Annotated in this window: 22 protein-coding genes; 15 read left to right on the top strand and 7 right to left on the bottom strand. The window is 39.9% G+C overall.

All coding sequences use genetic code 11. From position 1 onward, the window contains the following. Positions 1-145 precede the first annotated feature (145 nt). From pdsO to L656_RS1000000122750, 3 genes are read left to right on the top strand one after another with little or no spacing between them, the layout of a single operon-like run. Positions 146-877 carry a sortase-associated OmpA-like protein PdsO gene (pdsO, locus tag L656_RS0106980; protein ID WP_024598648.1) on the top strand — a complete coding sequence of 244 codons (732 nt, stop codon included), beginning with the start codon at positions 146-148 and terminating at the stop codon, positions 875-877. Between the two features lie 45 nt (positions 878-922). Then, on the top strand, positions 923-2,947 hold the full coding sequence (locus L656_RS0106975; protein ID WP_029750670.1) for a marine proteobacterial sortase target protein: 2,025 nt from the start codon (positions 923-925) through the stop codon (positions 2,945-2,947). Further along, positions 2,944-3,549, top strand: coding sequence for a class GN sortase (locus L656_RS1000000122750; protein WP_076915761.1), 606 nt, complete (start codon positions 2,944-2,946; stop codon positions 3,547-3,549). Before L656_RS0106975 ends, L656_RS1000000122750 begins: the two co-directional genes overlap by 4 nt. Here L656_RS1000000122750 and L656_RS0106960 read toward each other — a convergent pair. Next, positions 3,444-4,403, bottom strand: a complete 960-nt coding sequence (locus L656_RS0106960; RefSeq protein ID WP_024598646.1) for a DMT family transporter — start codon at positions 4,401-4,403, stop codon at positions 3,444-3,446. The two genes, L656_RS1000000122750 and L656_RS0106960, sit on opposite strands and share 106 nt — an antisense overlap. Positions 4,404-4,522: 119 nt before the next feature. On the opposite strand from L656_RS0106960, the gene proB reads away from it, so the two are divergent. The 4 genes from proB to L656_RS0106940 all read left to right on the top strand — a co-directional run bounded on the left by proB (position 4,523) and on the right by L656_RS0106940 (position 8,089). Next, positions 4,523-5,608 (top strand): glutamate 5-kinase, encoded by a 1,086-nt coding sequence (gene proB / locus L656_RS0106955; protein ID WP_024598645.1) that lies wholly within the window; start codon positions 4,523-4,525, stop codon positions 5,606-5,608. Positions 5,609-5,724: 116 nt separating this feature from the next. Further along, positions 5,725-6,084 carry a glutaredoxin family protein gene (locus tag L656_RS0106950; RefSeq protein ID WP_007581591.1) on the top strand — a complete coding sequence of 120 codons (360 nt, stop codon included), beginning with the start codon at positions 5,725-5,727 and terminating at the stop codon, positions 6,082-6,084. 39 nt (positions 6,085-6,123) lie between these two features. Then, complete coding sequence (gene gltX / locus L656_RS0106945; RefSeq protein WP_024598644.1) at positions 6,124-7,608, top strand: glutamate--tRNA ligase; 1,485 nt, start codon at positions 6,124-6,126, stop codon at positions 7,606-7,608. A gap of 181 nt (positions 7,609-7,789) precedes the next feature. Next, positions 7,790-8,089 (top strand): hypothetical protein, encoded by a 300-nt coding sequence (locus tag L656_RS0106940; protein WP_021032137.1) that lies wholly within the window; start codon positions 7,790-7,792, stop codon positions 8,087-8,089. Between the two features lie 4 nt (positions 8,090-8,093). Here L656_RS0106940 and L656_RS0106935 read toward each other — a convergent pair whose 3' ends face one another. Both L656_RS0106935 and L656_RS0106930 read right to left on the bottom strand, forming a co-directional pair. Next, a complete protein-coding gene (locus tag L656_RS0106935; RefSeq protein ID WP_024598643.1) occupies positions 8,094-8,486 on the bottom strand; it encodes a hypothetical protein in 393 nt (130 codons plus the stop codon). Between the two features lie 101 nt (positions 8,487-8,587). After that, on the bottom strand, positions 8,588-9,457 hold the full coding sequence (locus L656_RS0106930; RefSeq protein ID WP_024598642.1) for a CPBP family intramembrane glutamic endopeptidase: 870 nt from the start codon (positions 9,455-9,457) through the stop codon (positions 8,588-8,590). A 112-nt stretch (positions 9,458-9,569) separates the two neighbouring features. Here L656_RS0106930 and L656_RS0106925 point away from each other — a divergent pair, with 112 nt between their 5' ends. From L656_RS0106925 to L656_RS0106915, 3 genes are all read left to right on the top strand, one after another. Next, positions 9,570-10,271: a DUF3581 domain-containing protein gene (locus L656_RS0106925; protein ID WP_024598641.1), complete on the top strand. Its 702-nt coding sequence runs from the start codon at positions 9,570-9,572 to the stop codon at positions 10,269-10,271. A 187-nt stretch (positions 10,272-10,458) separates the two neighbouring features. Continuing rightward, positions 10,459-11,706: a DEAD/DEAH box helicase gene (locus tag L656_RS0106920; RefSeq protein ID WP_024598640.1), complete on the top strand. Its 1,248-nt coding sequence runs from the start codon at positions 10,459-10,461 to the stop codon at positions 11,704-11,706. Between the two features lie 58 nt (positions 11,707-11,764). After that, a complete protein-coding gene (locus tag L656_RS0106915; RefSeq protein ID WP_024598639.1) occupies positions 11,765-12,745 on the top strand; it encodes a sensor domain-containing diguanylate cyclase in 981 nt (326 codons plus the stop codon). A gap of 330 nt (positions 12,746-13,075) precedes the next feature. Here the strand turns inward: L656_RS0106915 and L656_RS0106905 are convergent, their stop codons facing one another. After that, complete coding sequence (locus L656_RS0106905) at positions 13,076-14,032, bottom strand: methylenetetrahydrofolate reductase (protein ID WP_024598638.1); 957 nt, start codon at positions 14,030-14,032, stop codon at positions 13,076-13,078. A gap of 259 nt (positions 14,033-14,291) precedes the next feature. Between L656_RS0106905 and L656_RS0106900 the strand changes: the two genes are divergently transcribed. Beyond that, entirely contained in the window at positions 14,292-17,174 is a 2,883-nt protein-coding gene (locus tag L656_RS0106900) for a M16 family metallopeptidase (RefSeq protein ID WP_024598637.1), read from the top strand. A 191-nt stretch (positions 17,175-17,365) separates the two neighbouring features. On the opposite strand, the gene L656_RS0106895 is transcribed toward L656_RS0106900, so the two are convergent. Both L656_RS0106895 and L656_RS0106890 read right to left on the bottom strand, forming a co-directional pair. Beyond that, positions 17,366-17,686, bottom strand: coding sequence for a helix-turn-helix domain-containing protein (locus tag L656_RS0106895; protein ID WP_024598636.1), 321 nt, complete (start codon positions 17,684-17,686; stop codon positions 17,366-17,368). Position 17,687: 1 nt separating this feature from the next. Then, positions 17,688-18,092, bottom strand: coding sequence for a hypothetical protein (locus L656_RS0106890; RefSeq protein WP_024598635.1), 405 nt, complete (start codon positions 18,090-18,092; stop codon positions 17,688-17,690). Positions 18,093-18,750: 658 nt separating this feature from the next. Between L656_RS0106890 and cysE the strand changes: the two genes are divergently transcribed. Both cysE and L656_RS0106880 read left to right on the top strand, forming a co-directional pair. Then, complete coding sequence (gene cysE / locus L656_RS0106885) at positions 18,751-19,569, top strand: serine O-acetyltransferase (RefSeq protein ID WP_002958786.1); 819 nt, start codon at positions 18,751-18,753, stop codon at positions 19,567-19,569. 35 nt (positions 19,570-19,604) lie between these two features. After that, entirely contained in the window at positions 19,605-20,285 is a 681-nt protein-coding gene (locus tag L656_RS0106880; protein WP_024598634.1) for a hypothetical protein, read from the top strand. Here the strand turns inward: L656_RS0106880 and xseA are convergent. Continuing rightward, positions 20,282-21,613 carry an exodeoxyribonuclease VII large subunit gene (gene xseA, locus L656_RS0106875; RefSeq protein WP_024598633.1) on the bottom strand — a complete coding sequence of 444 codons (1,332 nt, stop codon included), beginning with the start codon at positions 21,611-21,613 and terminating at the stop codon, positions 20,282-20,284. The genes L656_RS0106880 and xseA overlap by 4 nt on opposite strands. A 135-nt stretch (positions 21,614-21,748) precedes the next feature. Here xseA and guaB point away from each other — a divergent pair, with 135 nt between their 5' ends. Both guaB and guaA read left to right on the top strand, forming a co-directional pair. Continuing rightward, on the top strand, positions 21,749-23,218 hold the full coding sequence (gene guaB / locus L656_RS0106870; RefSeq protein WP_002958783.1) for an IMP dehydrogenase: 1,470 nt from the start codon (positions 21,749-21,751) through the stop codon (positions 23,216-23,218). A 102-nt stretch (positions 23,219-23,320) separates the two neighbouring features. Further along, positions 23,321-24,898, top strand: a complete 1,578-nt coding sequence (gene guaA / locus L656_RS0106865; protein WP_024598632.1) for a glutamine-hydrolyzing GMP synthase — start codon at positions 23,321-23,323, stop codon at positions 24,896-24,898. Positions 24,899-24,995: the final 97 nt, after the last annotated feature.

Below are 24,995 nucleotides of genomic sequence, written 5' to 3'. Positions count from 1 at the left end.
GCTTAAAAAGGCAATTGCCATTTTTTTGCCACAATTGCTCAGCAGTTTGCCATTTTTGATCCCCTTTATTGCCACTTGAGCTTGTTTTAATACAGCCATCAAAACAAAACGTCACAAATTAAAAAGTAAGTTTAAGGATCAAATCATGAAGAAGACATTAATTGCATTAACACTGGTTGCTAGTTTTTGTACTCCAGCAATTGCCTCAACATCTAACTCGCCATCAAAAGAAGCCCATAAAGAAACGGCTATTGGGCTAGGTGCAGGCGCTATTATTGGCGGCGTAGTGGGCGGGCCAATTGGTGCGTTTATTGGGGCATTTGCCGGTGGCTTAATAGGTGATTCAAAAGTAGCTGATAACAAAATTGCAGAGCAAGAGCGTGCCATTACGGTTATGAAAGAAAAAACCAGCGATTACCAACACGTGCTTAACCACAATAATATGTTAGAGCAACAGCTAGAAGTGCTTGCCAATCAAAATGAGCAGTTAACTCAAGTTCAAATTAATAACTTATTGGCGATGACGGTACAATTTAAAACAGGTTCAAGTGTTATTGCCCCGCATTTTGCGCTGCAGTTAGATCAACTCATTACCTTGTTAAACAACCAACCACAACTCGCACTTGATTTAAGTGGCTTTGCCGATCAGCGCGGCGATGAGCAAGCAAATCTTTTACTTTCTAAAGCACGTGTAAATGCTGTGCAAAGCTATTTAATAAAACACGGTGTGAGCCACAAGCGCTTAAGTACGCAGGCATTTGGCGAGCAGCAAACATTGGCTAACAGCAACACGGTGGAAGATAACTTTTTTGATAGACGCGTAACGCTTACCACTCGCTCAATGAATAGTGTAAATGGCCAAACGGCGAGTAACTAAACCTAACTGAATCTAAGTAAAGCTAAGCGTTCGATGGAGTGATTTATGTTTAAATTGAGTAAACCAACCAAAATGCTTACTAAAGTAAGCATTTTTATATTCATAGTGATTGTGCTGTTAGCGAGCTTTAAAAGCCATGCGCAATCACCCAAGTTAGAGCTTTTTGATAGCAATGGTGCGCCAGCAGGGCCAGCAATAATATTAAAAAGCGATGCCAATATGACCTTAACCGGCCTGATTAATCATGTTGTAGTAACGCAAACCTATCAAAACGAAAATCCGTTTGCAGTTAATGCGCGCTACGTTTTTCCATTGCCAGATGAAAGCGCCGTACATGCCATGACGATGCGTATAGGTGAGCGAGTTATTAAAGGCCAAATTGATAAAAAAGTGGAGGCTGAAAAAAAATACGACGAGGCTAAAAAATCAGGCAAGCAAGCGGCACTCGTACGCCAGCAACGCGCCAATATGTTTATTACGAATGTGGCGAATATTGGTCCTGGTGAGCTGGTAATTATTGAGCTTGAGTATCAAGAAATAATTGATTACAACAGCGGTACATTCGCTATTAGATTTCCTACTACCATTACACCGCGTTATCACGCGATTAGTGGTGAAGTTGAAGTTAATACTCAAAACCAAACGCATGTTAATCCGTTCCCAACTGGGTGGTTGAGCCCTGTTTACAGCATTCAAAACAGCACTCAAACTGATAACGTACCAAGTAGCCAATTTAGCTTAAACATTGATATAGACGTGGGCTTAGAACTGGTGGATATCAATTCTAAATTTCATAATGTTGATGTACAAAACACCGCATTTGGGCAATATAAAATAGCGTTAAATGAGACAAATGCAGTTGATCGCGACTTTGTACTTGAGTTTAAACCGCTGCAAAAAGAGCAAGCTCAAGCCGCATTTTTTACTCAGCAGTTTGAAAATGGTGACCGATACGGGCTTGCTATGCTAATGCCACCGGGGGATCACTTTACACAAACTCAGCGATTACCTCGCGAAATGGTATTTGTAGTTGATACGTCAGGCTCTATGCACGGGCAATCTATGGAGCAAGCTAAAAAAGCCTTGTTTTATGCGCTGTCATTACTTGATAGCGACGACAGTTTTAATATTATTGGTTTTGATAACATAGTGACTCCAATGAGCGATAAACCACTTATAGCCAGCGACTTTAATTTACGCCGTGCAGAGCGATTTATTTATAGCCTAGAAGCCGACGGCGGCACAGAAATACAAGGTGCGCTTAATGCCGTACTTGATGGCAGCCAGTTTGATGGTTTTGTACGCCAAGTTGTATTTTTAACCGATGGCAGCGTAAGTAATGAAGACGCATTGTTTAAAAACATTCAAAGTAAATTAGGTGATAGCCGTTTATTTACAGTGGGTATTGGCAGCGCACCTAACAGCTTTTTTATGCGCCGAGCGGCAGATATAGGCAAAGGCTCATTTACGTTTATAGGCAGCACAAGCGAGGTGCAACCTAAAATGCAGCAATTGTTTGACAAGCTTGCACATCCAGCGATTACTAATTTGGCGCTAAGCGATGAAAGCGGTAACAGCTTAGATTTTTGGCCATCACCACTACCTGATTTATATTTTGGCGAGCCTATCATGGTCGCTATAAAACTTAATAATGCTAAAAGTGTGGTACTTGCTGGGCAAACAGCACAAGGGCCTTTAAGTATTAGATTAAGTACACAAAATAGTTCAAGCGCTCAAGGTATAGCAAAACTGTGGGCGCGCCAAAAAATTAAGTCATTACTTTTATACAACGAGCAAAGTACCGTTAAAGATGAAGTACAGGGGCTTGCGCTTACTCATCAATTACTTAGCCCGTTTACTGCTTTTATAGCGATTGAACAAACTCAAATAAAAGAAGTGGCAGAGCAAACGGCGCAAGCTACTAATGTAGTACCGCAAGGTATGGCAATGCGTTTACCACAAACCGATGGGCAAAGCAGGCTGCATATAGTATTAGGCTGTATTTTATTATTAGGATTTGGCGCGCTTAAAATAAACCGAGGGCTTAAATTAAGTAGGGAGCATAAATGAAAAAGTGGCTAAGCGCGGGCTTACTAATAGCTGGGCTTGGATTATTTGGGCACGGCACTTATATGCAGGCAAAAGCGTGGCTTGCTCAAGTGTTAATTGAGCAAGCATGGCAAGAGGCGCTTAAATCACCCGGCACTAAAGTAAAACCGTGGTATTACGCAGACAGTTACGTTACTGCAAAGCTTAATTGGCCAAGCCACAATAAAACTTTAAGTGTATTGGCAGGAGCAAGCGGGCGTAACTTAGCATTTGCGCCAAGCCAATTTTTACCCGCAGGGGCGCTTGGTGGCAAAGAGTTTGGTAACAACAAAGGCGCGCTAATAGCAGGGCATAACGACACCCACTTTGCATTTTTACAAAACGCAAAAGTGGGGGAGGCGTTTACTTTGCAATTGCAAAGTGGGGTGATACAAAACTATGAAGTAACGGGGATTGAGGTTATTCATCAATCTCAACATGACTTTTTACAAACACCTGGATTGTACTTGCTTACCTGTTACCCTTTTGATTCGCTTGCCTCAGGTACTGATTTAAGATTGCTTGTATCTGCGCAAATGTCTTCGCCCGATTCACTAAGCGGTATATCAACCACAAGTTCTTGATGGCGCTGGCTTACCATTACACCAATAAATACCACAAATATGCTCAGCCATTGCCACACGTTGAGCACTTCGCCCAAAATAATAGCTGACAAAATAAGTGTAAAAATAGGAATTAAATTAGAATATGCAGCCGCGGTTAATACCGATACTTTGCTAATAGCATAATTGTACATGCCGTAGCCGCCAAGGGTTACACACGAACCTAAATATAAAATACTCATAAGCGCGGTTAAGTCGTGTTGGTTTTCGCTTGGTAGGTCGATAAAAAACAAAAAAGGTGCAAAAAACAAGCTGCCGCTAATACCTTGAAGTGCAATTAAAGTAAGGGGGGAATAGCGATTAGCTAAATGCTTAATACTTACGGTATAAAATGCCGCACACACCATAGCCATCAACTCTAAAAAGTTACCCAGTAACGGATTTGGTGCTTGCTCAGAATTTGGTGAAAGAAGCGTAAGTAAAATACTGCCGCCAATACACAGCGTAAAACCGACCACAATGGATTTACTTATGTATTCTTTAAGTAATACAAAGGCAAGTAGGGCAATAATTATAGGTAAGCACGACACAATAACACCCGCCTGCGAGGCTGATGTATATTCCATTGCATGGCCTTCAAATAAAAAGTACAAGCAAGGCTCAGCAAGCGACATACCCACTAAATACTTCCAATCACCTTTTAAATACTCAAACCGAATAACGTAGCGCCATAAGCAAAGCGATAAAACTAACGTGGTGAGCATGCGTAAAAATATTACCAAGGCAGGGTCGTAAATGGCAATGGCATATTTAAGCGCTATAAAAGAGCTGCCCCATAAAAAGGTGGCAATAATTAAACACAAACTGGCAGGCATAGAGAGTAATTTATATAATTTAATAAAATCAGATCCTAGCATGAATATTTTTAACTTGTTCAAAAATACCGAGCTGGTATAAATTAATTCATCTTTAATTAATGATTAGTAAAAAGCACATGCAAAGGGAACAGGTAATAGTTGTAAAGCTTGGTACAAGCGTACTTACTGGCGGCACCGATAAACTAGATAAAGCGCACATGGTTGAATTAGTACGCCAATGCTGCGAGCTTAAAAAGCTGGGACATCACGTTATTTTAGTCTCGAGCGGCGCGGTAGCTGCTGGGCGTGAACAGCTATTAAAACCCTGTGGCAGAAGCTTAATTGATAAACAAATGCTTGCTGCAATTGGACAAGGTCAACTTATTCATATTTGGCAGAGCTTGTTTGGTTTATATGGGATAAATGTAGGACAAATGCTGCTTACTCGCGCTGATGTAGACGACAGAGAGCGCTACCTTAATGCCCGCGATACACTCAATGCGTTATTAAATTACGACGTTGTACCCATCATTAACGAAAATGACGCAGTAGCTACCAGTGAAATAAAAGTAGGCGACAACGATAATTTATCGGCGCTTGTCGCTATTTTGGCTAATGCTAATAAATTATTGCTACTTACCGATCAAGAAGGCTTATTTACCAGCGATCCGCGTACAAACGCCGATGCCACCCTCATTGGCGAAGTAACACATATAAACGATGAACTGCGCCAACTTGCTGGTGGCAGTGGCACAAATTTAGGCACCGGCGGNGCCGCCGATATTGCAAGGCGCGCAGGCGTTGAAGTTATTATTGCTAAAGGTGCAGGTAAAAACGTTATTTTAAAATGTATGAGTGACGAGTTACCAGGCACGCGTTTTTTAAAACTCACCGCCCCAAAAGATGGCCGTAAAAAATGGTTACTAGCCGGGCCTAAAAGTACCGGTCAAATTGTTATTGATACAGGTGCTATTGGCGCCCTTCAAAATAAAGGCGCAAGTTTACTCGCTAAAGGCGTTACTAATGCATTTGGACGTTTTGAACGCGGTGATTTAATTGATTTAATAGATGCAAAAAATCAAGTGATTGCACGGGGCTTAACGCGATTTAGTAGCGTTGAGGTAAATAAAATAAAGGGTGCGCACTCTAGTCAAATAGGCCAATTACTCGATTACGATAGTGGCGCAGAAGTACTTCATAGGGATGATATGGTATTGCTATAGAAGCACTTTTAGTAAATTAAATTACTTGAGTGTAATTCTCGGAGTATTACACTTTTTTGATTGTAAATTTGTGCTAAAATCTGGCTCCTTAAATTGTTGTAAGCAGAGCACAGAACATGAAATTAGTTCGTTGGTTTTTAGGTTGTATAATCTTATTCTTTAATTTTGTATTTACTCCTCGCAGTAAAAAGCGTGCAAGCGACGAGCAAGCACAGCTTGATCAGCAAACCTCACAATTTAAACTGTATCAATTTAAAGCATGCCCGTTTTGTGTAAAAGTACGTCGCGCCATTAAACGCGAAGGCTTAAACATAGAAACGCGTGATGCAAAAGACAATGAGCAATATCGTCAAGAGCTACTAGAGCAAGGTGGCAAAGTTAAAGTACCTTGCCTGCGTATAGAGCAAAATGGCCAAGTACAATGGCTGTATGAATCAAACGATATTATTGCTTATTTAAACAAAGTAGCTGCATAAACCACTTTTACTATCTCACTTATTTAAAGAGAATATACCATGACAATTCGCACCCGTGTTGCCCCGTCGCCAACTGGTGACCCGCATCTTGGCACCGCTTATATCGCCTTATTTAACTACTGTTTTGCTAAACAACAAGGCGGTGAATTTGTACTTCGTATAGAAGATACAGACCAAGTACGTAGCACGCCAGAGTCTGAACTTGCGATTATGGATAGCCTACGTTGGTTAGGGCTTGAGTGGGATCATGGTCCTGATGTGGGTGGCGAATTTGGTCCTTACCGTCAATCTGAGCGTAGCGATTTATATAAAAAGTACGCGCATCAGTTAGTTGACGATGGTAAAGCGTTTTATTGCTTTGCAACAAGCGAAGAGCTTGATCAAATGCGTGAAGAGCAAATGGCAGAAGGCCTACGCCCTAAATACGACGGCCGTGGTTTAAACCATACAGATGAAGAAATTAAAGCAAACTTAGCTGAAGGCAAACCTTACGTTATACGTATGAAAATCCCAAGCGAAGGCACATTTAAGTTTAACGACTACCTACGTGATGAAATTGAGATCCCGTGGGAAAACGTAGACATGCAAGTGCTTTTAAAAGCGGATGGTTTCCCAACGTACTTTTTAGCGAACGTAGTTGACGACCACCACATGGAAATTAGTCATATTTTCCGTGGTGAAGAGTGGATTAACTCAGCACCTAAGTTATTAAAACTGTATGAAGATTTTGGTTGGGAAGCACCAGTACTTGGTCACTTACCATTACTACGTAACCCAGATAAATCAAAGCTGTCTAAGCGTAAAAACCCAACGTCTATTAATTACTATAAAGAAATGGGTTACCTGCCAGAAGCCGTACTTAACTACTTAGGTCGTATGGGTTGGTCAATGCCAGATGAGCGTGAAAAATTCACACTTAATGAAATGATTGAAAACTTTGACATGAAGCGTGTATCGCTTGGTGGTCCGGTATTTGACGTAGATAAACTAAGCTGGTTAAACGGCATGTGGATCCGCGAAAACCTAACCGACGAACAGTTAATTCAGCGCTTTGTTGATTGGAAGTTTAACGGCGAAATGCTCGCTAAAATATTACCAGAAGTTAAAACACGTATTAATACACTGTCGGATATGGTTGAACTAGCAGGGCACTTTGTAGGCGGAATTCCAATTTACGATCCTGCGTTATTAACAGCCGGCAAAGCAGACGAAAACGTAATTCGCCAAGCGCTACAATTTTTTGTATGGCAGCTTGAAGGTTTGCGTAGCTTTGAAAAACCCGCTATTTTTGCAATCGCAAAAGAAGTTGCAACATTCCATGAGTTAAAAATTAAAGACTTTTTAGAGCCAATATTTGTCGCAATTACTGGCAAAACATCAAGTACGTCAGTGCTTGATGCAATGGAAATTTTAGGCTCTGACCTATCACGCGCCCGTTTACGTGTAGCGCTTGCTCATTTAGGTATTTCTAAAAAGCAGGCTAAAAATATAGAACGTGCGTACCGCGAATACCCAAGCGCATAGTATTTAATAATAACGGCTCAATAGTTAGTTGTTAAAAGTATTAAAAGCCGAGCTTTATTAAGCTCGGCTTTTTTGTTTCAGTCTGTTTAGCTATATGACATCGTATTTTGATATTGTTTAGCCTAAGCATTCATAATTTACTAAATGCTACAATGCGGCATATAAACTCATAGGAGGCAGTATGATTGCAACCGTTAAAAACAAAGCTATTTTTAGCAGTAATACATTTTCGATAAACCTTGTTACTTACCCAACTAATCACAGCGTAATGAACCATATTGACCCTGTGCAGCAAGGGCGCTATTACAAGCTCAACTTTGTATTAGAAAAACCTAAAGCGGGTGGGGTATTTAAATGTTCAAAATGCATTATAAATTTATTTAATCGCGTGTATTTATTCAGACCCGATAAGTACGAACACAGCGTATCTAAAATCGAGTCTGGAAAGCGTGTGCTACTGAGCTTTGCGCTTAATATATAAGTTATTAATAATCGTAGGCCTGTCCGGTGCATAAAACAGATAGGTCGCAGTACGATACAGAGGTTTCACTACAAGAATTGATAGTAAAAGCATTCCCACCTCTGCGCATGGCATCAGCTTTAAGTAAATCAATCGCGTTTGATTTAGAGCGATTGTAGCTTACATTATTTTTACCTCTACCGTCGCCATCACAGCTTTCAGCTTCTATTCGGCCTAAAAGTGTTGCGCCACTCTCGTGAGCTTCTTGATCGCTATAAAATTGCTGTAAATCTCTTTTATTAACGTAAGTGCCAATTTCTTGAGATAAAACGCCGTTGTCTATATCTGTATGATAAGTCATGCTTGAACAACCAGTTATTGTGGCGAGCACAGTTATTGTTGTTATAAAACGTAGCATATTCATTAATCCTTTAATTTATTTAAAGTAGTAAATTACTAACAAAATCAAATGCTGGCAATGTTTACTGCTGAGTAAATTGTTAGCATTTGTAAATGTATTTAGATTTTACTGAGCATAGGGTAAGTAAACAAAAAGAAGTGACAAACATTAACCAACCAATGGCATAAAATAGCCCACTCTAAGCGCTGCGTTTTATAAAAAACATAGCCATACCCCAAGCCTGCAATAAATGAAACCAATACATAGTTAATTCCTCCAGCAAAATGTGCCAAAGCAAAAATACCTGCAGTAATTACAGGGGCAAGTATTGCTAAACGGGTCGGTGTAATTATTTTGCTAAGCTTAGTTTGTAGTAATCCTCTAAACAAAGCTTCCTCAGCTACACAGGTAAATAAAAGATTAATAGCAATAAAGGCTAACCAAAAGTTGGGTACTTTTGGGTTAAAGCTTACAAGTCCAAGCATTAAAGCCGCAGTGAGCGAAGCTAAAACAGTAGCAATAATTATAAAAATGGGTTGTTTAACGTTTAATGGGCTCGCTTTATTAGAGTCTGCTTTTAAAGCTTGTTTATTCGAATAAAAGTAAGCACAAAGAAATAACCCAGCCATAGCTTTATCAAAATTAGCATAAAGGGTAAAAGCAATCGCATCGCTGGTAATACGCTCGTCTATAACAATAGGAAGGTTATTAAAACCAGGCACCCAATGAAGCGCTAACGCCAATGAGAAAACTATAAACACAGTACTTAAAGTAGCGCGTATTATTGCCCGCTTTGTATTTAGCACACAGTAGTATAAAACAACGTAAAGCCCAGTGAACAGCAGAGCATATAAATTTATATAACCTTGAAAATACGCACTTACAACACCTAAAGCTAGTAAGTAGTGCCAAAGGGGTTGCCGCATTATTGATATTTTGCAGTACGGAAAAACACATATAATTGATAGCGCTAATAAATAAAAGGTCATTGTTTTTTATTGCTCTGTTTTATTTAGCCATTAATCTAACAGATTCGACCTCTCAATATTTTTTTTCTGGTAATATAGATAGGTTATAAGCAGTTTAAGCAGTGAACAAACTATGTTAAGTCCTTTTTTTCAGCAGCATGCTGATTATGTTTCTATCTCTCGTGAGCAGGGTTGTCGATTCGCTAAATGCGTTGCTGACGATTACAATCCACTTCACGACAAAGATGCCAAAAAGTTTTGCGCGCCAGGAGACTTACTTTTTTCATTGGTACTAGACCGCTACGGTATTAGTGAACAAATGGAATTTACTTTTGCCGGTATGGTTGATGAAAACACCAAACTTAATTTTCCTGAGGGAGCTGATGAGTTTGATGTTACCAATGGCGAAAAAGTAATTTTAAAGGTAAAGCGCAGCGGTAAAACCAGCCAATGCCCAGCATTAACTAATAGTCTTATAAAAAATTATGTTGAGTTTTCTGGTACTACTTTTCCGCATGTAATTATTCCATTAATGGGTAAGCAAGAGGTAATGATAAACCCTGCTCGTCCGATGGTGATTTACGAATCAATGCTTATCAATCTTGATAATCTTGATATTACAGAACCAGAACTTGAGTTTGCAGAGCCTAGTTTTGAGTATGCCGGTAAGCGCGGAAAAATCACACTACGTTTTAACCTGTTGGAAAACGGCGTTAAAGTGGGTAGTGGTGAAAAGCACATGGTGGTTTCGGGTATACGCGAATACTGCCAAGCAACAGTTGACGATTTAATAGCGTTTTACAACGAACGTAAAGCGACACTAAAGCCAGCTTAAAGCTACAGAAAATTATAAAAGGCGCTAAATACAACTGTTATTTAGCGCCTTTTTTATTGGTTTTTTATTGTTTTAGCGCTAAAGCGAAAGTGAGTAACTACGATTAAATACTTTTCTGAACTGGTTAATTTACGCAGTACAGTAATATGCGTACAATAGCGCTCTTTGTTATTTTAAAGCTAAGCCTATGTCTGCCACTACGTTCACATCACTTAATCTCGACCCGTTATTATTAACTGCGATTGAGCAAAATAATTACACTCAGCCTACCGCAATTCAGATTAAAACTATTCCGCCTATTTTAGCCGGAAGTGATGTAATGGGCAGTGCACAAACAGGTACGGGTAAAACCGCCGCCTTTGTTTTACCTCTATTACATAAGCTTTTAAATACCCCAAAAAAAGATGAGCCAGGCATTGCTCGCGTTGTAATTTTAACGCCAACCCGTGAGCTTGCTCAGCAAGTATTTGCAAGCTTTGAAAAGTACGCAAAAGGCACTAACATTAATGGTGCTTTAGCGTATGGCGGCGTAAGTATTGGTCCACAAATAAAAGCACTTAAAACAGCCCAAGTTATAGTGGCAACACCTGGGCGTTTACTTGATCATATAGTTAAAGGCAGTGTGGTGCTTTCAAGCGTAGACTCTTTAGTGTTTGACGAAGCTGACCGCATGCTTGATATGGGCTTTATTGATGAAATTAGACGTATATTGCGTCATATCCCAGGCGATCGCCAAACTTTACTATTTTCAGCTACGTTTGATGACAGCGTGTTTGAACTCAGTAAAAAACTACTTAAAAACCCAGAGCTAATTGAAGTTGATAAACGTAACTCAGCTGCGGTTGAAGTAGAGCAAGTTATTTACGCTGTAGATGAGGATCGTAAGCGCGAACTTGTATCGCACATGATTGGCATGAAAAACTGGCGCCAAGTGCTTATTTTTACTCGCACAAAACAAATGGCTGATCAGCTCGCTAAAGAAATGTGTAAAGACGGTTTAAAAACCGAATCAATCCATGGCGATAAATCTCAAGGCGCACGCGACCGTGCATTGCAAAACTTTAAAGAAGGTATTACACGTGTACTTGTTGCAACCGATGTAGCCGCGCGTGGTTTAGATATTTCAACACTTAGATACGTAATTAACTTTGAGCTACCATACATTGCAGAGGATTACGTACACCGTATTGGTCGTACAGGTCGTGCAGGTGAACAAGGACTTGCTATGTCGCTGGTAAGTCTTGATGAGCAATGGCTGCTAGAAGAAATTGAAATGTTACTCGATACGCGTCTAACGCCGCAGTGGTTAGAAGGTTACGAGCCAGATCCTAATAAAAAGCCAAAAGACAACCGTAAAAACACCAATAAGTCGCGAAAAGATCGCGATAAAAAACGCATCACTGGTAAAAGAGAGCCAAGTAGGCGTCGTAAATAATAGCTTTTACTTTGCTTTTTTGCCTATACTGGAGCTACTAAGCAGCCGAGGTAAAGCAATGTTTGAAATTGATCAATGGGCATTTTCTGGTATTGATGGCCAAATATCTTTGCATAAATGGCAAAAAACCATAGATCTTATAACGGGGCTTTTTTCAGCCCCGTCTGGTTATATAGTTCAGGCAACAAGCAAAGGCTATCGCGTTGTTATTAGAAGTAACGAGGGTGGATCTAACTTTGAGACCAACCCTATACTCCCTCCTCAAACTCCTCTGTTTTGTCGCCACGTAGCTGAAACTAACAATACATTATATGTTAATTATGCAAGTAATAACGATACATGGAATACCCTGTCAGAAGTCGTTGAAGACGGTGTTGAATCCTACCTAGGTTTACCCATTCATTGGCCTGAAGGCGAAGTGTTTGGCACGTTATGTTTAAAAGACACTAAAATAACAAGCTATACCGATGAATACTTTGAACTCATAGAACAGCTACGCGATTTGATTGAAGACGACTTAGCCCTTGTTTATAGCTATGAGCAAATGCGTGAAATAGCCATGTTAGACTCATTAACTAATATTTATAATCGCCGAGCACTTAACTTACTAGCTCAGCAAAAGCTTAACTTAGCACTGCGTTTAGGTTTTGACGTGTGTTGTTTGTTTATTGATATAAACGACTTTAAAAAATTAAACGACACCTGCGGACATGAAGTGGGTGACAAAGCATTGATTATATTGGCAGATACGCTAAAAACGCATTTAAGAGATGCCGATATAGTAGGGCGTTTAGGTGGCGATGAGTTTGTTGCAGTAATGCAAGTAAGCGATAAAAGTAAAATTAACTATATTATGAATAAAATTTCGACCGAGTATTCAAAAGCCTTACTTAAAGTAAACGTGTGCGATTTATCACTCAGTATTGGTTATAGTTTTACTGATAAACAAAAGCAGCCCTTTGAAGCGCTATTAAATGATGCGGACCACGCAATGTATAAAAATAAACAAGCGTATAAGCTAGCTAAAAAAGCACAATAATAAAAGGAAGTTCGTCATGACTAATACCACAAAACTTAGTTGGTTTTTTCTGCGATAGGTTTTATTTTTTCATTAGCAATAATAAGCTGATTTGAAACGTTCCCTAACATTAGATTTATATCTAATGAGGGAATTATTTTTGGTGTTATGTGCTCCTCTATGGGGTTTGCTTTAAAAAAGCTTGAGAGTAATAACCAAAAATAGCTTTAATAAATAGCTTAAGCTGCAAATCTTTACTTGTATTTATTAATTCATTTTTCAAAGAACGGACATAAAAAAGCAAGCCACTAGGCTTGCCAAGAAGGGTGTGAATTAGTTTAGGCTCAAGCTCTAAGCAATTAGTTTTTCCGCAAGGTTCAATTCCATAATGGCTTTTAATAAACGGTATAAGTTAATTGACGCGTCAATTTCTTCTTTACGGTTTGTTAAGCTTTCAATATTTAAGCCCAGCGGCACGTCTAAATGTGCACAGCTTTTAAGTATTAAGTCGAGGTTCTCGCGGCAAATACGAACTGATTCGCTTAATGTATTGTCTGCATCAAGCATGCGCCATTTAGTTGCCTCTGGCACTGAGATACCCAACCATTGCATAAATTCTAAGGTTTTTTCGCCGCCGCACGGGGTAAACGTTAATATAATACGTTGTGGTGTAATCCCTTGTGCTTTACATGTACGCGCGTAGCTAGTAATTAGCTCTATAGTCGCTTGTGCGTCGTAAACAGCTTGCGATATAAAAAACTGACAACCTTGTGCTGTTTTTTCTATTAAGCGTTCGTGCTCATTTCGTTTACTTGAATGGCGCTCGGCAATCGTAACGCCCCCTAAAAAGAAATCATCTGATTGCTCAGCTAATGCTTTATACGCGTCTGGCAGGCTTAGCTTTATATCGCCTACCGATGACGGGCTACCTACTAAAACTACATTTTGTAAATCGTAGTCGTTTTTAGTTTCACTTAGCCAATCTTTAAATTCGCCTACGCCACGCTGCGCCACACTTTTATAAGTAATTACATCTTGTGCAGATAAATCACGCAGTAAATGGCTGTATTCACGCGGATCAACGGTTTGTTTAAACGCAAACGGGCGCGCTTGATTAGTTCGACTGCTTTCGTCTTGAATGTCGTAAATTATTACGCCGTCGTATTCAATTTCGTGTAAGCGACCTAATAGCTTTTCTGCAATAGTTTTTAATTGCGCTTTATCGGTGCCTATTTTAGGCGGGGTAGTACCAATAAGATAAACACCTTGGTTGGTGTCCTCTATTTTCTCTTTTAATGATAAAGCCATAATCCTCATTCCAGCCAAGTGCGTTTTGATAGATTTAATATAGCAGCCATTTAGACGTCTAGATAGATTTATTTAATGAAAGTTTTTCAACTAACATGATGTTTATTCATAGTGCTTGTTCCCATTATTTATAATTGACACAGTTGTTTACATAATAAATTCCCTTGGGACTCTTATATTTATTGGCTTTGGGGCATAATCGAGGGTGAGTTAGTGTTAAATCTAACAACAAATTTGCTCAATTTAAAAAGGGACAACAATGAAATTTAAATTATTAGCAACCAGCTTAGCGGTATCGCTGGCGTTAACGGGTTGCGCCATGCAACAAAACCAAAGCACGCAAACAACAGCACAACAAGAACAAGTAAATAAAGCTGATGATCGTGTTTTTTCGCAAGATTATTTAATTGAAGAGCTAGAAAACGGCTTACGTGTCATGGTTGTTAAAACCGATTACCCTGATGTAGTGTCGCTGCAAATTCCGGTATCGGTTGGATCGCGTAACGAAGTTGAAGAGGGCAAAACAGGTTTTGCTCACTTTTTTGAACACATGATGTTTAAAGGCTCACAAAAATACCCTGAAGACGTATATTCAGACATATTAAAAAATTCAGGTGTTGATAACCGCGCGTATACAACAAACGATTACACAAATTACCATTTAAACTTTTCAAAGCAGCATCTTGATAAAGTACTTGAGCTTGAAGCTGATATTTTTCAAAACTTAACCTACACCGAAGAGCAATTTAGAACCGAAGCACAAACGGTAAAAGGTGAGTACTTAAAAAACAACGCGAGCCCAATTCGTAAATTATTAAGTGCTGTACGCGAAGAAGCCTTTGATAAGCACACGTATAAACACACCACTATGGGCTTTTTTAAAGACATAGAAGCCATGCCTGATCAAATGGCGTACGGGAAAGAATTTTTTGCTAAGTTTTATAAGCCTGAATATGTGTCACTTGTCATCGTGGGCGATGTAGACCCACAAGCAACAATGGCAATGGTTAAAAAGCATTGGGGAAGCTGGAAAAAAGGTAACTATGTTGCTGACATTACAGCAGGGCCTGTTCAACAAGCACCAAAATATCTGCACCAGCAAGATGAAGCACTACCAGGGCATTGGTTACTTGTATCGTACAAAGGTGCTGCGTGGGAGCCTGCTAAAAAGGACAGAGCGGCACTTGATTTAATTTCACAGCTTTATTTTTCAAATAATTCAGATCTATATCAAGAGCTAGTGGTCGACAAACAAATTGCCAGCCAAATGTTTACCTATAACCCAGAGACTAAAGATCCGGGTTTATTACACGTATTTGTTAAAGTAGAAAACGCAGACGATTTAGCCACTGCACGCGATGCGATTAACCGAACTTATGCAAAAGCACGCACTGAGCTTGTTGATGAGCAAAAGCTGAGTGATTTAAAATCGAACCTTAAATACAGCTTTATTAATGGCTTAGATTCGTCGCAAGCGATTGCATCAACCCTTGCCAGCTACATGCATTTTGAGCGCGATCCTGAGGTTATAAACCAACTGTATAAATCGGCAGATAATATCACCAGCGCAGATATTAAAGCCGTTGCTAATAAATACTTTACCGATAACGCACGTACCACATTAACAATGTCGGCACTTGATAAAGCCCCAGGTTTTGAGCAAGAAGTTGATTTAAATGCGCTTACTGCAAAGCTTGAACAAGCACCAGCGGCAGTTGCATTTAAAGTACTTGATAAAACGAATAGCTCGCCATTAATTGATGTTAACTTTTTATTCAATACTGGTGCGGCTGCCGACCCACAAGGTAAAAAAGGTGTTGCTGCGTTAACTGCGGCTATGCTTGCACAAGGTGGCTCAGAGGCGACAAGCTATAAAGATATTCAAAAAGCACTTTATCCGCTTGCGGGTAGCTTTGGCTACCAAATAGATAAAGAAATGCTGTCGTTTCAAGGGCGTATTCATAAAGATAATGCGGCGCAGTGGTATACACTTGTGAGCGATCAATTACTAAATCCAGGTTTTAGAGATGACGATTTTAAGCGCCTTAAAAAAGAAATGATCGACGGCATTAAGTCAGGCTTAAAAGCATCTAACGATGAAGAGCTAGGCAAAGAAGTGCTATACAGTGCGCTTTACAAAAATCACCCTTATGAAAGTTACAACTACGGTGATATTTCGGATTTAGAAGCGTTGACGCTGGATGATGTTAAAGCGTTTTATAACAGCGAGCTTACGCAATCAAAACTCACGGTTGGCTTAATTGGGGCTGTGCCTGTAAAACTTAAAGCTAAAATGATGAGCGATTTTGCAACGCTACCAAAAGGTGAGCAAAGCCGTTTAAGTATTCCTGATGCGCCAGTGCTTAAAGGTCATCATGCAACGATTGTAGAAAAATCGGCACAATCGACTGCGGTATCGTTTGGTTTTCCTATTGATACAATAAGAAGTAGCGAAGACTGGACAGCCCTTTGGCTTGTGCGTTCGTACTTTGGTGAGCACCGTAGTTCTAACAGCTTTTTATATGAGCGCATTCGTGAAACTCGCGGCATGAACTACGGCGATTACGCATACATTGAATATTTTCCACGTGGTATGTTTCAAACCAAGCCTGATGCAAACCTAGGGCGCTCTGAGCAAATTTTTCAAGTGTGGTTACGCCCACTTCGCTCTAATAACGATGCGCACTTTGCAACACGTACAGCCTTGTTTGAGCTAGATAAGCTAATTAAAAATGGTATGAGCGAAGATGACTTTGAAGCAACGCGTAACTTTTTAATTAACTTTGTGCCGCAAATGGTCGCAAGTCAAAATCGCCAATTAGGTTACGCACTTGATAGCGAATTCTACAACACAGATAGCTTTGTAAGTTACGTAACTAATAAACTTAAAACGCTAACGCTTACTGATGTTAATCGCGTTATTAAAGAAAACTTACAAACAGACAATGTTCAATATGTGTTTATAACCGCAGACGGCGCTGATATGCAAAAACGTTTAGCGTCTGAGCAAACATCACCAATGGTTTACAACACTAATAAACCTGCTGAGTTGGTTGCTGAGGATAAAGTAATTGCTGATTACAAATTAGCCATTCCTGCAAAAAATATTGAAGTGATGAAAGTCGATAAAGTCTTTCAATGAAGGTTTAAATAGTTATATAAGTTAAGATAATTAAAATGCCCCATATATTGGGGCATTTTTTATGGTGTTGGATATAGTATTGAACCAATTTTTACACCTAACCCAAAAAGTATCATTGCACTTATTATTACAACTAAAGTGATGTTGCCACGTAGCTCTTTCGACTTATATTTTGATATTGCTGTAGCTCTTTATTTCATAATAAAAAAAACAGTTATCATGCCTAATATGAAGCTGACTACTGATGACAATGCTAACACCGTGGTTATAGTGTGCTTGTTTAAAGTTGTTGCACCACCGAGAGGTGTTGTATCTTCATCAAGCTTAATTAATTTACCCTGGCGTACTTCTAAAACCGCGCATAAAGCCATTGTGGTTTCTTTTGATGCCGCGCCTTCTTTTTCTACCCGTTGGATTGTTCTCAAGCTTACATCGCAGGCATCGGCAAGTTGCTGTTGCGTCCAATTAAATTGCTGCCTAAGTTCTTTTATTGTTTTAGGATTAAGTTGCATTTTAAAGCTTCCCAATCAAGAATTCTAAAATTATAATTAGCAAGTAGCCACCAACTAGGCCTCCAAAAAAGCAACCAAAAAGCACTTTTAACGAAGTTTTTGGATTATTTAATAATGATGATTGTTCATAACTTTTTATAAATTGGCCATTTTTATAAAGTGAGCACTCTAACTTGCCAGTTAAAATATTACGCATTTCAAACATTACTTTAAAATCATTGTCACCAATATTAAATTGATGGCCACTGTGAATCCTTTGGTTACGCTTATTACTTATAAGTTCATCATTTACGTATACTTCTTCTTTCCCTGTAAAGTAGCTACCAAAACACGCTATTTGATTATCGCCATCTTGAAAGTAAAATTTGTAACCTAATTTTCTTGTATTTAATATATCGTTTTTCATCATCGTTATCCTTGTTGAGTTGATGATGCTAATTTAGCGTTTGTTTTTGTTATTTACGCCGTCAGCTATACGCCAGTATGTATTTTGGCATATGACAGGTGAGCTGTCATATGTTGTTAGCTTTTGATTTTTATTAATTTATTATATTTTAAGTATGTATTGGAAATTTTAGCAACTGTCGTATAACTTAATCTAAAAAGTGGGTATGTATTTAAAATATCATTTCTGGGTGCTAGGGCGTGTTGAACTCTGTGGATTGAAATTTGTTCAATCTAGGGTCGATTTAATCGCGGCGCGCGGTTTGTAACCTAGTGGGCTCGATAACTGCTCCTGCGTTATTCTACTGGCTTACATCCATATAAGAATAAGTAAAAACCGAGCAACAAAGAGTTAATCGTCCCTAGAAAGAACTCAAAGGGCAGCGCATGTTTGGTATTTATGCTGCGTTATCGCCTATTTATGGGGAGTAACCACACTACATAGGCTCTGCCTTGCCTAAAAACCAAATATACTGCTGCAAATCCAATCACCAAAGATCAACACGCCCTAGTTATATCTAATAACCAGAACAAATAACTAAGGGATTAACACCTTAGTGGCTAAATCCGTTAGACTTGGGAAAAGGCTATTTTATATCAACTTAAGGCAGTGCAGTATTATGCGTCATGCAATTTGGCAACAGCTTCGCGATGAAGCTAACGATGTAGTAAAACGTGAACCATTATTAGCAAGTCATGTTTATTCATGTGTTTTGAATCATGATTGTTTAGGTTCGGCATTGAGCTTTATTGTTGCTAATAAGTTGGCTGATGCGGTTGTATCTGCATTCACTATCCGAGAGCTGTTCGACCAAGCATTTGTAAAATGTGACCGTATGCTCTCATTTGTTGCTGAGGACATTAAAGCGGTAAAAGACCGCGATCCTGCATCAGAAACCTATCTTACGGTTATATTAAATCTAAAAGGTTTTCATGCTATTCAGGCGCACCGTTTGGCTAATTGTTTGTGGCAACAAAATCGCAAAGAGTTAGCACGCTTTATTCAAAGCCGTAACTCTGAAGTGTTTGGGGTCGATATTCACCCAGCATGTAAAGTGGGTAAAGGCATTATGTTTGACCACGCAACCGGTATTGTTATTGGTGAAACAGCGGTAATTGAAGATAACGTATCAATTTTGCAATCTGTAACGCTTGGCGGTACAGGCAATGAGCAGGGCGATCGTCATCCTAAAATTAGAGCGGGCGTATTAATTGGCGCGGGTGCTAAAGTACTGGGTAATATTGAAGTAGGTGAGGGCGCACGAATTGGCGCGGGCTCAGTTGTACTTAGCAATGTTCCACCACACACAACCGCTGTTGGCGTACCCGCTAAAATTATTGGTCGACCGGATTGTGAGTGTCCGGCGCAAAGTATGAACCAAAACTTTTTAGCAAATCCTGAGCCTGAAAACGAATCGCACACGAGTGCAATGCTATAGGTAATGAAAAATAATAAAACTTAAAAGGAATTAACATGAACAAAAATAGTTTATTGGCTCTAGGGATTGGGTTTATTGCGGGTGTAGGTTTAACTTGGAGCTACTTTAATGCAGCTTCAAGTCATCCAGAATCTGTTAAGTCGCAGCAACGTTATGAAAAACAGCAAAAGCTTCATACTGAACAACAAAGTAATGAGGTATTAAGTAATGCAGACTCTGTAGTACCTGAGCAAGTAGCTAATACAGAGCCCGCTGAAGACACGTCTCCAACCGATTTAGAACCCCAAATGCTTGATGAGCTACCTTTAGAAGAGCAAGTCACTCAGCTTAAGCAGCAACTCGCCGAACAGAAAGCGACGCTTAAAAGCGTTTTAAAGCAAATGAGAGGCCCTTCAGATTTTGAGAAGGTCTTACGTGATAAATTTGAAAAGCAAACGCGTGACGAAGAATGGGCTTATCGTACTGAAATGGCATTACAAGATTTTTTATTAACAGCTGATTTGGCAATTATGCCTGATATTGTTAGCGCAAAATGTAAAACAACGGTATGTGAATTTGAACTAGCCGCGCCCGCTGATAACGATACATTTGGCAGTGCTCAATGGCGAGAGCTAAACGACAAGTTGATGAAGCAGGAATTTTGGCAGCAATTTAAAAGCACTACCTCTACATCTAGCGATAGCGAGCTTAAATTGTTGCTAAGTACCGAGCTTTAAGTAACCTGTGATTCTATAGAGCCATCAACGAGCTCTGTAATTAAAACATCGCCTGTTTTAATTTTATCCACAGATTTAACTACTTTCCCTTGCTGTGTTTTAGTGATGCTATAACCGCGCGCTAAAACATTAAGCGGACTTACCGAATCTAACCTACTTGCTTGCAATGCCAAGCTATTATTAGCTTGCTGTAATTGATGCTGTATAGCTTGGTTTAGCCTAGCTTGTAATTGCGAAAGTTGATGGCTTGCTGTAGCGAGTTTTTTATCAGGCGATTGGCGCATTAAACGCGGCGTTAAGTTATTGAGTGTGCGTTCTTGCTGGTATAAACGATTACGCATAGCTTGTTGCAGCGCAATGCTTAGCTCATCCAAACGTTGTGATTTTTGATTAAGCTGATTACGCGGATGGCATAAGTTAAGGCGATGTTGTAGCTGCGTTGCAAGTGCGCGTTTTTCAGCAATATCGTGCTTAAACGCGTTGGATAAACGATTAACTAATTGCGTTACCTTGTTATGTAACTCTTGTGTATTTGGGCTTACAAGCTCTGCAGCGGCTGATGGGGTCGCTGCACGAACATCAGCAACGTAATCGCTAATAGTTGTATCTATTTCATGGCCTACCGCACTTACTATCGGTAATTCACTTTTGAAAATAGCGCGGGCGAGCTGTTCGTGATTAAAACACCATAAATCTTCAAGTGAACCACCGCCGCGTCCTAAAATAAGTACGTCTACTTCGTCACGTGTGTTGGCTAAGTCAATTTGGTTAATTAAATGCACGTGCGCTTCTTTGCCTTGTACCATAGCAGGGTAAATGATGACCTCTAGCTGCGGCGCTCGGCGTTTGAGTACCGTTAAAATATCTTTTATAGCAGCGCCGGTTGTTGAGGTAATAACACCAATACGATTAATATTTTGCGGTAATGGTTGTTTGTGAACTGAGCTAAATAATCCCTCGGCGGCTAAGCGCATTTTAAGCGCATCAAATTCTTGCTTTAGCTGACCTTCGCCTGCGGGTTCCATATGCTCAACAATAAGCTGGTAATCACCGCGTGGTTCATAAAGCGATACACGCGCTTTTACTGTAACTTGTGCGCCATTGGCAGGGCGGTAGCTTTGGTTGCGATTGTTGCCGCGCCACATAGCGGCTTTAATTTGTGCTTTATCGTCTTTTAACGAAAAATACCAATGCCCAGATGCTGGTGTAATAAAGTTCGAAATTTCGCCGGTTAATATAAGCGATGCAAACCCTTGTTCAAGAAGCGTGCGAATTTCTCTATTAAGGCGTGACACGGTGTAAACTGCTTTTGAGGACGGTGAAAACATAAAAAACAACCTAAATCTATTTATAGGGCTACTTTATCATAAATATTTGCGAAATATTATTTACTCATGCCAACAACGCTGTTAAAATTTGGCCGCAATTCCTTATCTTAGATCCACATGTGAGAAGTTGCCAAAATGCTTAGAATCGCTAAAGAAGCTCTTACCTTTGATGACGTACTTTTAGTACCTGGTCATTCTACTGTTTTGCCACACACGGCAAATATTTCAACTCGCTTAACGCGTGGTATCAAACTTAACTTGCCGCTTATTTCAGCATCTATGGATACTGTTACAGAAGCTCGTTTAGCTATTGCCCTTGCGCAAGAAGGTGGTCTTGGTTTTATTCATAAAAACATGACTATTGAAGAACAAGCGAAAAACGTACGTAAAGTTAAAACCTACGAAGCAGGTATTGTTTCATACCCTGTAACGGTTACTGCCGATTTAACAATTGCAGATGCAATTGAGCTTTCGCACGAAAAAGGTTTTTCAGGCTTTCCGGTTACCGATAGCAATAATGTGCTTGTAGGCATTGTTACTAGTCGTGATATGCGTTTTGAAACTAAGCTTGAACAGCCTGTTTCTACCGTTATGACTAAAAAAGAAAAGCTTGTTACCGTTAAAGAAGGCGCAGCACGCGAAGAAATTTTAGGCTTAATGCACGAACACCGCATTGAAAAAATCTTAGTTGTTGATGATGAATTTAAACTTAAAGGCATGATCACAGTAAAAGATTACCAAAAAGCCCAAGACAAACCTGACGCATGTAAAGACGACCAAGGTCGTTTACGTGTAGGTGCTGCTGTAAGTGTTGGCGCAGGTACTGATGAGCGCATTGCTGCATTAGTAGAAGCGGGTATTGATGTTTTACTTATTGATACGTCGCATGGTCACTCTCAAGGCGTTATTGACCGTGTTACTAAAACGCGTAAAGAGTACCCTGACTTACAAATTATTGCCGGTAACATAGCTACCGCTGAAGGTGCTATTGCACTTGCAGACGCTGGTGCCGATGCAGTTAAAGTAGGTATAGGCCCAGGTTCTATCTGTACTACACGTATTGTTACCGGTTGTGGCGTTCCACAAATTACAGCTATTTCAGATGCTGTTGAAGGCTTAAAAGGTCGCGACATTCCTGTAATTGCTGATGGCGGCATTCGTTTTTCTGGCGATATTGTAAAAGCACTTGTTGCTGGTGCATCGTGTGTAATGGTGGGTTCTCTTCTTGCTGGTACTGAAGAAGCGCCAGGTGAAGTTGAATTATACCAAGGTCGTTACTACAAGTCATACCGCGGTATGGGCTCATTAGGTGCGATGGATCAAAAAGAAGGTTCATCAGATCGTTACTTCCAAAAATCAAACGAAGCAGACAAGTTAGTACCTGAAGGTATTGAAGGTCGCGTAGCTTACAAAGGTCCTATTGCAACGATTATTCATCAGCAAGTAGGTGGCTTACGTAGTGCTATGGGCTTAACGGGTTGTGCAACAATTGAAGAGCTTAATACAAAACCACAATTTGTACGTGTTACTTCAGCGGGTATGGGTGAGTCGCACGTTCATGATGTGCAAATCACTAAAGAAGCACCAAATTACCGCTTAGGTTAAGCAGCGTAATTAATTTAATATACTGGGCTTGCTTTGCAAGCCCTCTTTTTAGTCGTTTACATTAACAAATGACATTTAGCATCAGACTTTACGAGATACTCCATGAGCAAAGATATTCACGATTCACGAATTCTCATTTTAGACTTTGGTTCACAATACACGCAATTGATCGCGCGCCGTATCCGCGAAATTGGTGTTTACTGTGAGCTATGGGCATGGGATGTGACTGAAGAGCAAATCCGCGAGTTCAACCCACAAGGTATTATTCTTTCTGGTGGCCCAGAATCAACAACGCTTGAAAATAGCCCGCGCGCTCCTGAGTATGTATTTAATGCAGGCGTGCCTGTACTAGGTATTTGCTACGGTATGCAAACAATGGCAGCTCAACTAGGCGGAAACGTACACAGCTCAGATAAAAAAGAGTTTGGTTACGCACAAGTAGAAAAAGTGGGCAATTGTGCATTATTTGATGCAATTGAAGACCATATTACAGATGGCGGCAACGGCATACTTGACGTTTGGATGAGCCATGGCGATAAAGTAATGGATATTCCAGCTGACTTTACTACAACAGCTAAAACATCTACTTGTCCACATGCTGCAATGTCTAATGAAGAAAAACGTTTTTACGGCGTACAGTTTCATCCAGAAGTGACGCACACGCATCAAGGTCAGCGCTTATTAGAGCGTTTTGCTATTGATATTTGTGGCTGTGAAAAGTTGTGGACTGCTGCAAAAATTATCGATGATGCTATCGAGCGTATTAAAGAAACTGTAGGTGATGACGAAGTTATTTTAGGCCTTTCTGGTGGTGTTGATTCATCGGTTGTGGCTATGCTAATTCACCGTGCAATTGGCGAAAAGCTAACATGTGTATTTGTTGATAATGGTTTACTTCGTTTAAACGAAGGCCAACAAGTAATGGACATGTTTGGTAATAAATTTGGTTTAAACATTGTTAAAGTTGAAGCCGAAGAGCAGTTTTTAAATGATCTTGCTGGTAAGTCAGACCCAGAAGATAAGCGTAAAGCCATTGGTCACACGTTTATTAATGTATTTGATGAGCAAGCCAAAAAGCTTAAAAATGCAAAATGGTTAGCGCAAGGTACAATTTACCCAGACGTTATTGAATCTGCGGCATCTGCCACAGGCAAAGCACATGTTATTAAATCTCACCACAATGTGGGCGGATTACCAGATGACATGAAAATGGGACTTGTTGAGCCATTACGTGAATTATTCAAAGATGAAGTACGTAAAATTGGCCTAGAGCTAGGTTTACCGTACGACATGCTTTACCGTCACCCTTTCCCTGGACCAGGTTTAGGTGTGCGTGTACTTGGCGAAATCAAAAAAGAATACTGTGATTTATTACGCCGCGCTGATGCGATTTTCATCGAAGAGCTTCACAAAGCTGAGCTTTACCATAAAGTAAGCCAAGCATTTACTGTATTCTTACCTGTTAAATCGGTAGGGGTTATGGGCGATGCACGTAAGTACGATTGGGTTGTATCACTTCGTTGTGTTGAAACAATCGACTTCATGACTGCGCGCTGGTCACATTTACCATATGAGTTTTTAGGTGTGGTATCAAACCGTATCATTAACGAAATAGATGGTATTTCACGTGTAGTTTACGATATTTCTGGTAAGCCACCGGCAACTATTGAGTGGGAATAACGCTAAGCGTATAAGCTTATTTTAGTCAGTTTATAGTTGCTCATTAAAAAGCCCGTTTATAAAACGGGCTTTTTTACGACTACAGCTTCGTGCTGAT

This window comes from Pseudoalteromonas sp. TAE56 (genome assembly GCF_000497955.1).
Classification (GTDB): Bacteria; Pseudomonadota; Gammaproteobacteria; order Enterobacterales; family Alteromonadaceae; genus Pseudoalteromonas.
The sequence above is the reverse complement of the archived record's forward strand: the minus strand, read 5'-3'. Positions and strand labels throughout refer to the sequence as shown.